The sequence below is a fragment of the Paenibacillus sp. JT31N11 genome (assembly GCF_056269285.1).
This window is the reverse complement of the sequence record NZ_JBWDNQ010000022.1, coordinates 59,893-77,182: the sequence shown is the minus strand read 5'-3', so window position 1 is coordinate 77,182 and position 17,290 is coordinate 59,893. Positions and strand designations below refer to the sequence as shown.

Sequence of the window (17,290 nt, the reverse complement as noted above, 5' to 3'; positions counted from 1 at the left end):
TTATATATTCGGTACATTCAATGATGTCATTACGGCGGGTAATTCCAATTTAGGAACGGATATCGACGTATGTAAAGGCAAACGCTAACAAGCACAAGTACACGAAGGAGCAAGTACACCAAATCAAACGCGATTACTCGGATAAACTCAACGCCGCCGTTGAAGCAGCCCGAAAGACAAACGAAAAAAAGCCTTAAAACCACGGGAGGAGGTGAACGAAGACAAGGAAGTGAAGGTCAGTACGACAGTTCCGGACAGTGGTTATATGATCCGTGACGGGAAACCGGAAGGATTCTACTATTTGGACCATCGTACCGTAGATGTGAAGTACAACCGGATAACCGATTTCTTCGTCACCGCTGGAAACGTGCATGATTCCGTCCCTACCTACTTAGCGATCCTATTCGGATGAACATTTTAATGCTGCTCAAAGAGGGGTGTAGAGCCGATAATCTATCTCCCGTCTCTTCGGTATTGCCCGCTGCGGATTGCCCAGCGGATCTTCAAATCAAAATAGGAAACATTTCAACATCCAAGCTGTCAGTGCCAGAGCGCTTTAAGCATTTGGTTAAATTAGTTTTATATATAACCCGTTATGCTTCGGAACAAAATAAAAATAAGTTATTGACGTCATCGAATTGCGTTAGTATTATGTAAATATATCTAACATGGTCGACTAATACCATATCAAACTACTTGGATGATAAAATGTTCAAAAGGTCTTGATCAATTCACCATCTAATTTTTTTTCTGGAAAGAAATCGATTACTTTATATTAACTCTTTTATTTACAATGAGGTCATTAATTTGTATATAACGTAATATGTTATATATAAAAAGTAAATTTGAATAAGGAGGTGAACAATAAATATTCGTTTTCATGTGATAAAATCAGACATTTCAGATTATTATTCCAAAGCAAGCAGGGCGACAATCATCATGAATTGTAACATCCCAGAAGTAAAGTTTAAGCTGTTATTTTACAAACGTAATGAAGGTTGCGTTAAGGTGATCCCATTTTAGAAAAGTAATCGATTACTATGACTAATTCCTGCCAACAGGAGATCCCATCCTATTACTTCTTGTCTAACCACGGTGAACGCTTAGCTGAAGTTAAACACTTTTTGATAAAGGGAGGATTTTTCAAATGGTTAAGAGAAGGAGAAGGATTGCCGCTTCGGTGTTGCTGGTTTCCGTGATTGCTGCGGCCGGCTGCCAATCCCAGGGAAATAAAGTAGATTCCACCGGAACGCTTGATTTGTCCAAGCCTGCGGAAAATTATTCACTACCTATCGTAAAAGACGGATCTGTTACGTTAACGTTTGCGGGAAACGATAACTATTACGCTCCCAGAAGTTTCTCGCAGAATCTTCCGGTCTGGGCACAAATAGAGAAGAAAACCGGCGTTAAGATCAAATGGGACGTGACTCCTTCCAGCCAATATCAGCAAGTGATAAAGGTACGCCTGGCCGCTGCCGAGGGACTGCCGGACATCCTTACCATCCCGGACCAATTTCCAACTAAGCTTGCCAGCGACGGGCTGATTATTCCTTTGGATGGACTGATTGATAAATACGCTCCGAATATTAAACGTTATTTGCAAGAGAACCCGGATATATTTAAATATATGAATGCGCCTGACGGCAAAATTTACGCACTTTCCGCGGATGTCACCGGAGTAGCCTACGCAGATCCGAACGGCCTATTAATTCGACAGGACTGGTTGGATAAGCTGGGGCTGAAGGAACCGAGAACGTTGGATGAATGGTACACCGTGCTGAAGGCATTTAAGGAGAAAGATCCGAACGGCAATGGAAAGCAGGACGAGATTCCGTTTTCCCCGAATAATAATTTGGATGGAATAAACGTCTTCGGAAGCGCATTAGGCCTGCATCTGTTTTACAGCTTTGGTTACTTTCCGGATGAGAACGGGAAGATTCAATATGAATGGATGGACCCAAGAGCCGAGGAGTTGATCGTCTGGTTAAATAAAATTTATAAGGAAGGTCTGCTCGATCCACAATTTTTGAAAAATACCGACAGTGACATCTTTTCTAATATTTCAAGAAACCTTGTAGGAACAACCAACCATTTTATAAACAACGTGAACCGCTATAATGTCGCTCAGCAAAACGCCGGTGTCAAAGATGTTAATTGGCAGATCACGCTGCCGCCCGAGAACCCTGGCTTTAAGGGCACATATGAGAAGTACGGTCCGATGAGCGGGTGGTGGGGTATCAGCAAGGACAGCAAAAACCCGGAGGTTTCCATAAAATGGCTGGATTATATTTATGCCAGCGAAGAAGGGAGCACCGCGGTCGCTTATGGAATCGAAGGCCAAAGCTACACGATCAAAGACGGTAAGCCCGAATTTACGGATTGGGTCGTCCATAACCCGGACGGATTATCATTTAACGAAGCGCTGCGTTATTTGGGAGCCATGCCTACAACGCCGTGGATCCGGAACGCCAAAGGTCCACTTTACCAACAAGCTGCTGCTATCCTGAATAAAGATACGAAACTTGGAGATATGGCAAAGAAGGTCGAAAACTATCTGTCCGATCCTGTTCCGCTCAGCATGCCTTCGATCGACGAAATCCTGGAGGTTTCCAGCCTTCAAACGGATATCGACACCTATATGGAAGAAACGATTTCGAAATTTATAACCGGACAAGAAAAAATAGATTGGCCCAAATTCGTGTCCACTCTCAAATCCATTGGGATCGACCAGATTATCAAAACCAAACAAGCCCAGTTTGACCGGATGGTAAAATAGGAGGGGTTAACATGAACGTCGGGGTGAAATTGCAGGCGGATATCCCGAAGAGTGATCTGCAAAGCGATAATCGTCCTAGGCGGATTCATCAGTTGATCAAGCATGTCAAGAGGGATAAAGTCTTACTCCTCATTATTGCGCCCGTGGTCATCTATTTTTTCGTCTTTCATTACATTCCGATGTACGGCATCATCATTGCTTTCAAAAAATTTCAACCCCTGAACGGAATCCTTGGCAGTCCGTGGGCAGGATTTATGTATTTTGAGCAATTTTTCAATTCGATCTATTTTTGGCGTCTGCTTAGAAACACACTGTTACTGAGCTTGAACACGTTGTTCTGGGGATTTCCTGTACCGATTCTGTTTGCTCTCTTTTTAAACGAATTAAGAGAGAGCCTGTTTAAGAAGGCTGTGCAAACGATCAGTTATTTGCCGCATTTTATTTCAATCGTTGTTGTAATCGGCATGATCGTCAACTTTACTTCGCCGACAGACGGTATCATTAATCTGCTGCTGATTAAGCTTGGTATGGAGCCTATTAACTTCTTAAACAGCTCGGATTGGTTCCGTTCGATTTATGTCTCTTCAGGTATATGGCAGGGCTTTGGATGGGGGTCGATCATCTATTTGGCGGCGATCTCCGCTATTGACCCGCAAATCTATGAAGCCGCAGAAATCGACGGTGCCCGAAGATGGCACAAAATGCTGCATATCACTTTACCAGGCATTCTTCCCACTATCATCATTTTATTCATTCTTTCCGTAGGTCAATTGATGGAAGTGGGCTTTGAAAAAATCTTGCTCCTCTACAATCCGACCACATATGAAACCGCTGATGTTATCTCCACATTCGTGTATCGCAGAGGAGTCATTAATTCCGAGTACAGTTTTTCCGCCGCAATCGGGTTGTTCAACAATCTGATCAACTTGTCGCTGCTGTTGTCCGTCAACTATACAAGTAAAAAAGTTTCGGAAACTTCGTTGTGGTGATGGGAGGGATGCATTCTTGGTGTCGATTAAGAAATCACCCGGCGAGAAGGTAACGGATGTGTTGATTTACATGATCATGTCTCTGGTCATCATCATTACATTGTATCCGTTCATCTATGTTTTGAGCATGTCGGTCAGTGACCCGAAATATGTTGCCGACAAGTCCATATGGCTCTGGCCGAAGGGGTTCTCGCTTGGCTCTTACGGCAAAGTATTTGAAAATCCGGATATTTGGAGAGCTTATTCCAACACGATTTTCTACACGGTTGCCGGAACGGCGATTAACGTCGTTATGACGGTTTTGGGGGCTTACCCCCTATCGAGGCGGGGTTTTTTTGCCCGTAAGCACCTCATGATTTTTATAGTCTTAACCATGTTTTTTAGCGGCGGATTGATTCCTTCCTTTCTCTTAATCAAGAATCTTGGTCTGTACAACACACCGTGGGCGATCCTGCTTCCAGGGGCAGTCAGCGCGTTTCTCATCATTGTCGCGCGCACATTCTTTCAGGACATCCCAGAAAGCCTGCATGAATCCGCCAAATTGGACGGGGCAAACGATCTAACGATTTTGCTTCGCTTGATTGTTCCATTGTCCATGCCGATCATTGCGGTATTGACCCTGTTTTACGCTGTAGGGCATTGGAACAATTTCTTCTCGGCGATGATTTATTTGCCGGACGCACATCTGCAGCCATTATCGTTATATATGGTCAAAATTCTGATCCAGAATCAGGATAGCATGACAGAGGGCATGTCAGACCAAGGCGACATTGCGTTGTTCGCCTTACAGGTGAAGTATTCCATAATTATCGTGGCGGTGCTTCCGATTCTGGTCGTGTATCCATTTTTACAGAAATATTTTGTCAAAGGCGTTATGATCGGTTCCCTCAAAGAATAATGACTCGGCGTAAGCCAACGAGATTAGGAGGTTCAAATCATAATGAAGAAATATGCGATTGTCGGTACCGGCAGCAGGGCGCTGCACATGTTTGCCAAGCCCATGTTCACAGAACTAAAGGATGCCGTTCGGCTAGTTGGGGTGTACGACATTAACCGGCTCAGAGCCAAATTGTTCAGTCAAGATTGCGGGGATGTGCCGGTTTACACCAATTTTGACAAAATGTTAAAAGAAGGCGAACCGGACACCGTAATTGTAGCGACAGTTGATCAGTTTCACCACGAATACATCATACGTTCTCTGGACGCAGGCTGCGATGTTATTTCCGAGAAGCCGCTCACTACCGACGCCGAGAAATGCCGGGCTATCCTGGAGGCGGAATGCCGCACGGGACGGAGCGTCATCGTGACATTCAACTGCCGATTTATACCTTACGTTGCCCGGATCAAGGAGCTGATCAAAGAAGGGGCGATAGGGGATATTCTCAGCATTCACTTTGAATGGAATCTCGACACTCGGCACGGGGCGGATTATTTTCGCAGATGGCACAGGTCGATGGCAAACAGCGGAGGGTTGTTGATCCATAAAGCAACCCATCATTTCGATATGCTAAACTGGTGGCTGGAGGAAGAACCTGAGGAGATCCATGCGTTCGGCTCAAGGAGGTTCTACGGGCCGACCCGGGAGAACAGGGGGGAACGATGCTTAACCTGCAGCCATACGGATAGCTGTGAATTTTATTTTGATGTTAAGGCGGACGAATTCGCCAAAACACATTATTATGAGGTGGAGTCTGCAGACGGATATATCCGCGATCAATGTGTGTTCGGCGACGACATCGATATCTACGATACGATGGCGGTCAATGTCCGGTATTCGGGAGGCGCCTTGCTGACCTATTCGTTGAATGCCCATAGTCCATACGAAGGTTGGAAAGTCTCAATCAATGGAACTCTGGGTAAAATCGAGGCGCAGGATATCCACAGCGGTCTGCAGGCGGACAAAACGGTCCGACGAATTCAGTTGTTCAACAGGCAAGGAGAGCAGGTAAGCTATACGATTGGAAAAACCGGAGGCGCCCATGGCGGGGGAGACGAACGTTTGCGGAGAATGATCTTCGTCGGTGACGTGGCCGATCCGCTCGGGCAGCAGGCCGGTACCCATGCGGGAGCAATGTCTATGCTGATAGGGGCTGCTGCGAATCTATCCATCGCTACAGGGAAATCCGTTGCCATTAAGGAGCTTCTGCAAGGATTGAAGGAGGAGACCATCGAATGCGAATCCAAAGTTTAGAGAATTATACACTCTCGATTTATGATGTGAAGGACCAATTGAAGCGATCGGTATACTCCCGTTCCCAAGAGGCTTTTGCACTAGGAGATGAAGCACGCGACAAGGTTCAGACCAAGGCACAGTTGGAGGAACGCCAGACTTACCTCCGAACAAAGTTCATTGAAGTCATTGGCGGGCTGCCTCCTATGGATACCCCTCTTAATGCAAGAGTAATTGCCTCAGTGGCCGGTGACGGATTCGCCATTGAGAAAATCGTGTACGAATCAAGGTCGAATACGTTCGTCACGGCCAACCTGTATGTGCCGGAAGGCATCACGACACCTCGGGGTGCCGTACTGTTCATGTGCGGTCACCATGAAGAGGCGAAGCATCATCCGGAATATCAGACTGTTTGCCAGTATCTCGTTCAAACGGGGTTAGTTGTCATGGCGATCGACCCTATCGGGCAGGGAGAACGGCTTAGTTATTACGAGCCATCCATTAAAAGGCCGACAGTAAGAAGCTGTACGGGTGAACATGATTATGTAGGGAGCCAATGCTGGCCGCTTGGCGACGGTCTGGCTAGATATTTCGTTCACGATGGGATGAGAGCGGTGGATTACTTGTGCACCCGTCCCGAAGTTGATCCCGCCAAGATCGGCGTGACGGGGAATTCAGGCGGCGGAACTCAAGTCTCGCTTATGATGATTTGCGATCCGCGCATCGCCGCTGCCGCTCCGGCAACGTTTATTATAAGCCGGGAAATTTATCAACTGGCAGGCGGGGCACAGGATGCTGAGCAGATTTGGCTCGGTATGTCGGCACTGGGGTTTGACCACGAAGATATCCTTCTCTCTCTCGTGCCGAAGCCGGTCTTGGTCATGGCAGTAAGATATGATTTTTTTCCACTGGAAGGTACACGGAGAACGATCGCACGAACGAAACGTTTTTGGGAAATGTACGGGGCAGATGATTGCCTTCAATCGGCGGAGGATGATTCGGTTCATCGTTATACACCGTTACTTGCGAGAACGGCTGCACAGTTTTTTTCAAAGCACTTGCTCGGGGAAGAGGTAACTCCTTCAGATGATCGAATCAAACCATTCGAACCATCAAGGCTGTGGTGTACCAGATCCGGTCAGGTTCGGGGGGAATTCCCGGAAGCGCGGGCGGTCAATGAGGAGAATCGGGACCGGGTGGGTGAATTTGAAGCCGTGCGCTTGGCCTATCCACAAGAACAGCGGAAGGAGAAAGCGCTGCTCTGGCTGCGGGAGAAGGTCTTCTCTTTACGACAGCCATGTGAGTTGAATCCAAGGCTGCACATGATGCAGGGGCATATTGACGAACTTCAAGTTTACAATGTAATCTGGTGGGCGCAGGAAGGCATCTTCAATCATGCCTTTGTTTTTAGGGATTGCCGGTATGAGGGCACTGAACTGCCGGCAACCATCGCCGTATGGGATGGCGGTACCAGCCGTATCCATTCACACTTGCAATGGCTGCGTAATACTTGCGTTGCCGGAAGAGCTGTCATCGTTCTTGATGTTTCCGGTGTCGGACCTCTCACTCCTCACCCACTGACGAATAATGACCCGTTGGAATTCTATGAAATCATTCATAAATTAACGAACGATTTAATGTGGTTGAACGACAGTATGGCGGCGCTGCGAACCTTTGATGTAATCCGGGCGCTTAGTTTGCCAGAGTGGCTGCCGGACATGAAATGCGATGATTTGCACCTGTACGTGAACGGACGCCAAGGGATATACGGTGAATTGGCGTCGGTACTAGATGGACGGATCCGGAGTATAGAGTCCGGAAACGGTTTGGGATGCATAGGGGACTGGGTGCGATCGAGGTATTATGATTCATACGATATTATGAGCGTCGTGCTCCCAGGTATGCTGAAATATTTCGATTTGCCTGATCTGGCAAAGTGGAGGATTCAAATCATTCAGAAACAGGAAGTCTAAGTCTTCCTATTTCACCATCCCGAACGTTAGCCCTAAAGTATGTGTATAAGGCTGCTGAGATATAGGCAGCCTTAACGCGCTATCGGTTTTGAGTCTTGCCGGGGATCGATGATTTCATCGGGGATTCGATCATTACGAGCATTCCAAACCAAATCTTTATTCATCTTTTCCGACAACGGAGCTTCGTTCGATCAGTTGGGGCTGCAGCATGAAATTAAGGTAAGGCTTCTTGTTCTCGGCCAGCATTTCCATCAGCATGCCACATGCCATTCGACCCATTTCATAGTCAGGTTGCTTAATCGTTGTAAGAGACGGAGTAATCATTTGTCCGAATTCAATCCCGTCAAATCCGATGACCGATATATCCTGAGGCACGGAAATCCCACGTGTAGTCAGTTCGTTAATAATGCCGAAAGCGGTCATGTCATTGCAGGCAAAAATAGCGCTTGGATTGTTGGAGCGTTCAAGTAGCCTGCCCGTTAATCGTTTGCCGTTGTCAAATTCATAAATTCCATCATAAGCTTTTTCACCTTCAGCTTCGGCTTCCTCGATCAATGGTTCCAATCCATGCTGCACCATCGCGTCCAAATATCCTTTGTAGATGCTTTTGCGGCTTGGTCGATCCAAGGGAGAGGTAACATAGGCGATGTTCCGATGTCCTTTGTCAATCAGATAAGTTGTCGCCATATAACCGCCCTTGTGGAAATCGAATTCGATCCGACATACTTCTTTTTCGTCTATTTCCTGGTCTAAAGCAATCACGTTCAATCCCAAATTGATAAATTGTTTTAGAAGCTTGGTGTTTTGGGAGATGGATGAAATAAGGAGGCCTTTAACCTGTTTTTCGAAAATAGTTTTCAAAAATTGTTCCTCAAGTTTTGGATCCTGCTGAGAATTGCATAGCAGAACATGGTAGTTGTGACTACGGGCAACTTCTTCGACTCCCAATATAACCGACGAATAAAACGGATTGGTAATAGACGGGATGATAATCCCCAATGTCATATTGGTATTGGTTTTTAATTGTTTTCCGAGCTGATTAGGGATGTATTTCATTTCTGAAGCGGTCCGTAGAATTTTTTCGCGCATGGCAGGACTAACCGGATATTCGCTATTGCTCAATACCCTGGAAACGGTTGCGGAAGAAACACTGGCAGCTTTGGCGATATCGTGAATCGTTATTGTATTTTTCATTTAACAATCTCCATTTATGAAATATGATAATCGTGATCAATTACTTTTTGTTTCTATTATATCAGGTAATTTGATTTTCTGATATCCCGCTGGATTTATCCCGAGCAATCTAAATGCTGAAATGACGACTGTTACATTCGAAAGTTCTTTAATGTTATATTTGATACTTTAGTTTATACAAATCGATGACGGTTATAAAGGACTTTTAAGCTAAAATTATAAAATAGTGGCTTTTGAAGATATTGATTATGTTAGTAATATGCAATAAAATATAACATAAATATGAAAGGAGAAGATGACCAAGAAAGTTACCGATGATTTCTTCGCACAAACCTGGGCCGCTGAACTTTGTGAAGCAGCAGCATTTTTTTCACAGAAAAAGAAATCGATTACTGTAGTTTATTACTGCAACGGAGCTATCATTCAAATTATTAAGTGGAAGCTTATGGAGGAGATTACGATGAAATTAAAAATTATGGATAACCCGCGGGAACTCGGCAGAGAGGCCGCACGCCTTGCGGCACAAGTAATCAATGAAGCGATTGCGGAGCAGGGCTTGGCGCGAATAGTGCTATCTACCGGCGCATCGCAATTCGAAACATTGGATGAACTGTGTGCTTTGAACGTCGATTGGACGAAAGTGGAGATGTTTCATCTGGATGAATATGTTGGAATCTCGGAGGAGCATTTGGCAAGCTTCCGCAAATATTTGAAGGAGCGCTTTACAAGTAGGGTTTCTTTGAAAAGTATATATTTTGTAGACGGTGAAGGTGAATATGAGGAGAAAATGAAGCGGTTGTCGGAAGAACTTGGAAAAGCGCCGATTGATCTTGCACTAATTGGTATTGGAGAAAACGCACATATCGCATTCAATGATCCGCCGGCGAATTTCGATATCAAAGAGCCATATATTGTCGTAAGCCTGGATGAAGGTTGCAAGCGGCAGCAGGTGGGGGAAGGATGGTTCCCGGCAGTGAACGATGTGCCGGAGTATGCCATATCCATGTCCGTGAATCAAATTATGCAGAGCAAGAGAATAATTTCCGCCGTTCCACATGCGGTGAAAGCCCACGCGATCAAACAGATGCTGGAGAACGATATAACCCCGGAAATTCCCGCAACGATCTTAAAGTCGCATGACGATTGGACACTTGTCCTGGAGCGCGAGTCAGCCGCATATATAAAAGGTGAAAACTGAAGCGGGAGGACGATCATGATGCAGCGAGTTTATACGGCGCGACATTGGCAAAGCGGGCTGACGGTGAGGGTAAGTGTTGAAAACGGTCGAATCGCAGAGGTGGTGACGACGGAAGAACCAGCGGAGCTCTGGATCGCTCCCGGATTGATCGACGTACAGCTGAATGGTATCGGCGGACATGATTTGAATCATTATGATGTAACAGTGGAGACGGTAAAAGAAATTGTAAAGGTGCTGCATCGAGGGGGCATTACCCGTTTTTGCCCGACTATCGTTACCGGTCCAATGGACCGGATGTTGCATTGCATACGCACAATTGCGGACGCCTGCGCATGCGATCCGATGGTAGACAACGCCGTAATCGGCATCCATGTGGAAGGTCCGTTCATTAGTGCGGAAGACGGACCTCGAGGAGCTCATAACAAGAATTGGGTTCGGGACCCGAACGAGGAAGAATTCATGGGATGGTTCCATGCGGCGGGCGGGAGGATATGCAAAGTCACGCTTGCTCCTGAAAAGCCCGGCTCCATTGCATTCATCCGATTACTGAAGAGTATGGGCATCGTCGCCGCAATCGGACATACCGGTGCAACTGAAGAGCAGATCCGTTCTGCTGTGGATGCCGGGGCTTCAATGAGCACGCATTTGGGTAACGGGGCGCATCCTTTTATTAAACGTCACCCGAATTATATTTGGGCGCAGCTGGCGGATGACCGCCTATGGGCCGGATTGATCCCTGACGGTCATCATCTGCCAGATTCAACGTTAAAGGTCATGATACGTGCCAAAGTCGAAAAAGCCATTCTCACAAGCGACGCGGTTCATCTGGCCGGCCTTCCTCCAGGCAGATATTCCACGGGAATTAACGACGATGTGATCCTTGAAGAAGACGGACTTTTGCATTTGGCTCACACCCGCGATATTATGGCAGGAGCTGCACTACCGCTGCATCACGGAATGGAGAGGATGGTTCGGTCGGAGGTTTGCACACTTGAAGAAGCAATACGGATGACCACTTTGCATCCGTCCAGGCTTTTCGGACTGGACCGGCAGGGTGTAGGCAAGCTGGAAGTCGGTTCACCTGCCGACTTCATCCTGTATCGATCCGATAATGAACGGATCTTTGATATCGTTCAAACCGTTTCCAACGGAACGGTTGTTTATGAAGCCTAGTTAGTGCAGATCCGATTAATTCAAGCCCCGGATTCCCCTGCGGAATCTGAAGCAAGCCAACTATGCCTTATCCAGCCCTGCTTTAATTACGAACACCTTCGCGATGGGAATGCTGCGATCCTGGCGAAGGTGTTCGAATGAGGAGGTATGTCGCGCATGACGGGAGCCGCCCTTCAGGCCCTTCCTCCGTTTGATTACAGAGACATTCCCCGATAGGGCGGCGTCGGAGTCTGCCCATATCCAGTCTGGGGGCGAGAAGTGGTACAGAATGGCCGATTTGTTAACGCCAACCACGGGAAAAATTCTTGTTGAGAACGAGGCTCCTGTACAAGCGCCCCATATGGTATTAAAGCACGGGGTCTGGTCGCGGGGAGTGAAGGTTAGAGAGTTTCCAATTTCAACCACGATTGCCGGCGTGATTTAATATGTCCGTGTTCTATGCTCCTTGTCAAATACATAATGTTCATTTAGATTGCCTACATAATAATTCTGGATATTCGATGAAGAAGTTCAGGGAAACGATTTACTACTATTAAAGGCAGAAATAGTTAGTTGGATATAGGTAACGAGATGATGAATTCAGTTCCTTTTCCTGGTTCACTTCGTACAGATACAGCACCGTTCATCGAACGGATTAATTGATAAGAAAACGTTAATCCTAATCCTGTCCCTTTGTTTTTAGTTGAAAAATAAATGGTTCCTAAACGGTCAAGTTGTTCTTTACTCATTCCAACCCCATTATCATGTATTGTTATCTTTGCAAAATGGGATACCCGGTTAATACCGATGTTAACCTTGCCTCTTGATGCAGAAGAACAAGCTTCAATGGCGTTTTTCATAAAATTAATAACTAATTGTTTGATTTCATTTGGATTTGCAGATATAAAGAGTTCCTGCTTGTTATTGTGTATATCTAAAACGACATTATTCATACTAGCGTATGGTGTCATGATATCTATAACCGAGTTTAACTGCGATACAAGATCAATTTGCTCATAAATTGGATTATTAGGTTTAGCTATTGAAAGATATTCAGAAAGAATGACTTCTGTTCGCTTTATTTCTTCAATAGAAATATCAATAAAATATTGGGCCTTTTCTTTTGAAATAGAATCATCACGAATTAATTTCAAAAATCCCATGACTACTGTAAGTGGATTGCGGACTTCATGGGCAAGGGAGGCGGCAACATGAGTAATAGTTTCGACTTTTTCGGTTTCAAGATATCTCAGGTATAACTGCTTGTCAGAAATAGCCTTATTAAAAAGGGAAATCAATAGCCAAATACATAAGGAATTTTGTACTGGCATAACTAGGATATTGAAGGTTAAGTGCTCGATCACATATTTATATTGTGTTACAAACATTATACAAATAGGAACAATGGAAAAGCTTATCCCTGCTATGAAAGTTATTAGGTTTCGGTACTTGGATTGGCGGCGGTATAAGATTGATAAGAGAACGGATAAGTTAAAAGTGACCGCGATTATAATAAACGCTGAAAACAAACCATCTCCGCCTACCAACAAGCGGTACATGACAAATTCAGCAAGCAGAATAAATCCTGTAGCCATACCGCCGAACACCATTCCGAAGAACATGATCACGTAACGGATATCAAATATAATTCCGTCATGCACGCTTGATGGAAAGGTCATCGACATAAAAAGACAAATTATACACGTAATACTAATAAATTTTTTCGAATAATTTACGGCTTTATCACGATAGTAGATGTTATATAAAACAAATGGCATCAGTGCGAACAGTAATTGCAGCAAAACATCTTTTATATAGAGCATGTTGACCCTCGCTCCAGTCGAAAAGAATTTATCATAATGGTATTCGATATATATGTGGTTCTTCCTTCTTTGAGGTAGAATTCATCGTTATTAAACTATCTGAACATGATAGATACTTGCGGATCTGGTCGATCGCTAATGAAGCTATACGACTAAGCCCGTGTAGCTTCATTTTTTAACTTTATACGTACTGGAATGGGTGGATAGTTGATTTCGGTCAGTGTATGGGGATAAATAAATGCATTCGAATCCTTGACATCTGTTTTACACACCAGGCAGTACTTTTATTTGCTGAGCATTCACCACTAAAATTTCAATGCCTTCAGCTTCAAGCATGTTAACAATAGGTTTCCAACAATACACCTGTGCCTTCCATAGCAAACGTGAGTATATTCATGCTGTTTAATCCAATCCGTTAATTGTAATAAACATACCGTTTTAGGTTAAACGTTTGGATCTCCTAGTCGCATTAGCATACATCACAGGAACGCAGTTGCAATCCTTATTCTCTATTACAACAAGTCAATAGCTGAGGAGATCCATTAAAAACACAAGTTGGACTACGCTGCCTTTGACTTAACAGGGTATACACTTATTTACGATTTGTTAATATTATACGCCTCTGTCGTTATTGGGAAAGGACATGCGGTTCATGCTGGTCTGGATGTAGCGGAAGCGGTGAAGAGGCTTGGAACACGCATCAAGCATTTTCACCTACACGATCATCACGGTGGAGATTGATCGATGAACATCTTCCAATCGGCCAAGGAACGATACCCTGGGTCAGCTTCTTTCAAGCTTTGGGGAAATCGGATTCGAAGGTTATGCCGTGTTCGAATTCGGATCCGAGCTTCATCAACGTGAATCAGTGCAGATGCTGGAAGTCTGGACAAAAAAATAATATTGCTGCTGAAGCTACAATTGGATTTTTCAGTCGGTTAAACAGAAAGGACATCCACCATCCGGTGACTGTCCTTTTTTAATAATAACTATCTGCCAGGTACAGATTGGGCAATGCCGAACCCGACAGCGGTTTATTGGCATAGAACCACCGGACGTTTCCAGATGAGTCTGGAGAGCCAATACGAAGTGCTGTCGAAGGAAGCAAAAGGGTGTTGCTGATCCACTGTGTACTAAACGGATTGAATCCCGAATTGACGATGCTTGCAGGCACTTCTAATCCTGTACTTTATAAACATCAAAGGGGCGCATCATTTCATAATCTTCATGCTCCAACATGTGACAATGCCATATGTAACGCCCGGTATAGGGTTATAATGGATGTAATGTAACCATAAGGGGTCCGAACTGTATCTTTGAGTCCCATTTCGTAGGGTTCAGGCGGAGCAGAAGGTCCTGTAAAAATAAGCTGGCCGGTTTTTTGAAAATGAGAAACATCAAACGGCTGGCGATCAAGAATTTGAAAGTCAACCAGATGGATGTGTATAGGGTGAGGATCATCATCGATTATATTAATGATCGCCATATTTCAATGGCATTGACCTCGATTTTTTCGGATATTCGATCAATCCACATTTTACCATCCAATAAATTCAATGAACGATTGTATTGATCTTTAATTCTGACAAGCACTAAATCTCTTGTTCTCTTCGCCATACTTCTTGAATACCAATGAATTTTTCCGATATAAAAAGGTATAGAGCTGGTATCATGACTGGATTCATTCCATTACTCCCCTAGTATTTTCACCGGCAGCCCCTAACCTTCTTGTTTTCCACACTATCGCATGTGATACGGGATCAACGTCCCAACCAGCCTAACCATGGTTGAACAAGTAGGGGGGATGAACTGAATAGCTCTCAGGATCCAACTCCCACGGGCAGAATCGTTCGACCCCCGGCTACCGCTATCTTACGACCATACTAAAAAGAGGTCGACCAGAAAGATCTGGTGACCTCATAATACGAACGGGCAGGATACTGCAAAAGGGAATAGCGTCGGAAAAAGACTTCTCATTTTGATTACACTGCGAAATAAAATGGCACCCGAAAGGCAAACGATTTTTTCAGGTAAAAACCGCGTATAATCAACAAAGTCAGTCTACAACTTTATTTTTTTGAACACTTATCCGACAAATATTCCTAACAAGATTGGTGTAAATTACTTGTATCAAAAGCGACCATTCAAATAGCACTTGGTATTCAAGCAGATTGTGCAACAATCTATAAAAAATAACTTATCTCGAACACTGTTGTGGAGTCGGTAAGTATTGATCGTTTGGGATCGAAGATCATTAATTTGGATGGTAAATAACGCATTGGCGTTTAACGAATCCAAGGTCATGTGTTACCAGGTAATTGCATGTAGGGCTTGTCAGTTAGAATATCAATGTTCCGGCCTGTAAGATCCTCTCCAAAGAATATGCTGCTCAATAACCCTTTTTTATTTTGTTCGGTAAGAATAAGTATTAGACACCCATGAGCGGAGAATCGTCCCGAAGTTCACCAAGATTGGACTCGGTCAGCGCAAGGCGGATTCTGAAGAGGTGTCCACATCCAGACTTAATTGGCTTTTTTTCCATTTTTATAGCGATACCATTTGCCGGTCCGAGACAACTTGCTGCAGCTATGTGTGAAGTTTTTATTCTTGAGCACTATAACACTACAGTTGCCGTTGCTCTTGAATGAAGTTCTATGTTTTCGTATGATGAGACGGATGAAAACCCTATACCTCGGTTAAGTTCTGAATAGTACATCATAGAGAGGTGGTGCATACCCCTGATATCCGGGAAAAAAGCACAGCATATCGTGGAGGAGATTTCAGGGATCATCGATATGCCCATCAATTTCATGAACGAGAACGGTGTAATTATAGCGAGTACCGACCAAACGCGGATCGGCACCTTACATGAGGGAGCTCAGAAGGTCCTTCAAACCAAGGAAAAGCTTATCGTTGGTAGTGAAGGCCGGTTTTCCGGAACAAAGGAAGGGATCAACCTTCCGCTTTTTTTCGAGAACCGAGTGGTTGGGGTTATCGGGATTACGGGAAATGGGCAAAGTTTGCTGCAGTACGGCGAAATTATTCGCAAGATGTCTGAGATCTTAATAAAAGAAGAAATCATCGATAGCCAAACCGAACTGGTCAATCAATCTCGGGAGGTATTCATTCGTGATTGGTTAAAAGGCCGACGGGAGAACGAGAAACAATTATCCTCCCAAGGTTGGATGCTCAATATCAATGTGCATATACCCCGAGCTGTAACGGTCATCCGTGTACAGAAGGAAAACGCGGAAAGCAATGACCAAAACGTGGTGGAGTTTCAACAAAAGCATAATCTGATCTACCAGCAGCTTCGCGATGCGATACGGTTCAATGATCAAGACTTAGTCGTTTCCTTGGGTTTGTTACACTTTGTTGTCTTACTGACCTATCCCAAAGATGGAGGAAACAAAGAAAAAGAGTTTGTATCCAATAAAATTCAATATTTGATCAGACAGCTTTCTCAAATAGACGGATATTCTATAAGATTAGGTGTGGGCGGATTAAACGAGTCCACTTACAATATTATGCGGTCCTATCGAGAAGCGCAAAAAGCAGAATACCACGTCAAAGGAGCAGGTCAAACCCAGCTGGTTTTCTACGATGATCTTCGATTGGAAATTTTACTTGACGGGGTAACCGAAGAATTGCGTGTACAATATCTGAAAAAGACGTTTAATCCGGAGGTTCTGCCCCATCCTCAAGAAACGTTAGAAACGCTCACCGAATTTTTTGCTTGTAATCAATCCGTTAACAAGACGGCTGATCGATTATTTATTCACAAGAATACACTTCAGTATCGATTGAACAGAATCAAAGAATTGACGGGGTATGACCCTAGGGTATTTGAAGAAGCAGTAGTCTTATACCTGGCGCTGTATCTTGTTGTGCATAAATAATGCAACGACTGTTAACCGTAACAAGAAATGTAGAAAAGAAAACGCTTTTTATCGTCCTCTGTAACATAGAGGACTCTTTTTATATTCTGTTATCATGATATTACTAAAAAGACAAA

At 44.4% G+C, this 17,290-nt stretch carries 11 protein-coding genes and 2 pseudogenes; 9 read left to right on the top strand and 4 right to left on the bottom strand.

Features of this window, described 5'->3' with window-relative positions; all coding sequences use genetic code 11:
- Positions 1–62: 62 nt before the first annotated feature.
- The 6 genes and pseudogenes from AC0YNV_RS36780 to AC0YNV_RS36755 form a co-directional block, all read left to right on the top strand.
- Positions 63–385: pseudogene (locus tag AC0YNV_RS36780) on the top strand (IS5/IS1182 family transposase); the annotation flags it as partial.
- Between the two features lie 762 nt (positions 386–1,147).
- Positions 1,148–2,776, top strand: coding sequence for an extracellular solute-binding protein (locus tag AC0YNV_RS36775; protein WP_475772502.1), 1,629 nt, complete (start codon positions 1,148–1,150; stop codon positions 2,774–2,776).
- Positions 2,777–2,787: 11 nt separating this feature from the next.
- Positions 2,788–3,765, top strand: coding sequence for an ABC transporter permease (locus tag AC0YNV_RS36770; RefSeq protein WP_475772501.1), 978 nt, complete (start codon positions 2,788–2,790; stop codon positions 3,763–3,765).
- Positions 3,766–3,784: 19 nt separating this feature from the next.
- On the top strand, positions 3,785–4,663 hold the full coding sequence (locus AC0YNV_RS36765) for a carbohydrate ABC transporter permease (protein WP_475772520.1): 879 nt from the start codon (positions 3,785–3,787) through the stop codon (positions 4,661–4,663).
- A gap of 42 nt (positions 4,664–4,705) precedes the next feature.
- On the top strand, positions 4,706–5,956 hold the full coding sequence (locus AC0YNV_RS36760) for a Gfo/Idh/MocA family protein (RefSeq protein WP_475772500.1): 1,251 nt from the start codon (positions 4,706–4,708) through the stop codon (positions 5,954–5,956).
- The gene (locus AC0YNV_RS36755) at positions 5,938–7,908 is read left to right on the top strand and encodes an alpha/beta hydrolase family protein (protein WP_475772499.1); all 1,971 of its coding nucleotides are present in this window, start codon (positions 5,938–5,940) and stop codon (positions 7,906–7,908) included. Before AC0YNV_RS36760 ends, AC0YNV_RS36755 begins: the two co-directional genes overlap by 19 nt.
- 156 nt (positions 7,909–8,064) lie before the next feature.
- Here AC0YNV_RS36755 and AC0YNV_RS36750 read toward each other — a convergent pair whose 3' ends face one another.
- The gene (locus AC0YNV_RS36750) at positions 8,065–9,102 is read right to left on the bottom strand and encodes a LacI family DNA-binding transcriptional regulator (RefSeq protein ID WP_475772498.1); all 1,038 of its coding nucleotides are present in this window, start codon (positions 9,100–9,102) and stop codon (positions 8,065–8,067) included.
- A 295-nt stretch (positions 9,103–9,397) separates the two neighbouring features.
- Here AC0YNV_RS36750 and AC0YNV_RS36745 point away from each other — a divergent pair, with 295 nt between their 5' ends.
- Complete coding sequence (locus tag AC0YNV_RS36745) at positions 9,398–10,300, top strand: glucosamine-6-phosphate deaminase (protein WP_475772497.1); 903 nt, start codon at positions 9,398–9,400, stop codon at positions 10,298–10,300.
- Positions 10,301–10,315: 15 nt separating this feature from the next.
- The gene (gene nagA, locus AC0YNV_RS36740) at positions 10,316–11,473 is read left to right on the top strand and encodes an N-acetylglucosamine-6-phosphate deacetylase (RefSeq protein ID WP_475772496.1); all 1,158 of its coding nucleotides are present in this window, start codon (positions 10,316–10,318) and stop codon (positions 11,471–11,473) included.
- A 548-nt stretch (positions 11,474–12,021) separates the two neighbouring features.
- Here the strand turns inward: nagA and AC0YNV_RS36735 are convergent.
- The 3 genes and pseudogenes from AC0YNV_RS36735 to AC0YNV_RS36725 all read right to left on the bottom strand — a co-directional run bounded on the left by AC0YNV_RS36735 (position 12,022) and on the right by AC0YNV_RS36725 (position 14,761).
- A complete protein-coding gene (locus AC0YNV_RS36735) occupies positions 12,022–13,275 on the bottom strand; it encodes an ATP-binding protein (RefSeq protein WP_475772495.1) in 1,254 nt (417 codons plus the stop codon).
- A 1,176-nt stretch (positions 13,276–14,451) separates the two neighbouring features.
- Positions 14,452–14,532, bottom strand: a pseudogene (locus AC0YNV_RS36730) (multicopper oxidase domain-containing protein); the annotation flags it as partial.
- Positions 14,501–14,761: a multicopper oxidase domain-containing protein gene (locus AC0YNV_RS36725; RefSeq protein ID WP_475772494.1), complete on the bottom strand. Its 261-nt coding sequence runs from the start codon at positions 14,759–14,761 to the stop codon at positions 14,501–14,503. The gene AC0YNV_RS36725 and the pseudogene AC0YNV_RS36730, both read right to left, overlap by 32 nt.
- Before the next feature lie 1,228 nt (positions 14,762–15,989).
- Between AC0YNV_RS36725 and AC0YNV_RS36720 the strand changes: the two genes are divergently transcribed.
- Entirely contained in the window at positions 15,990–17,174 is a 1,185-nt protein-coding gene (locus tag AC0YNV_RS36720) for a CdaR family transcriptional regulator (RefSeq protein ID WP_475772519.1), read from the top strand.
- Positions 17,175–17,290: the final 116 nt, after the last annotated feature.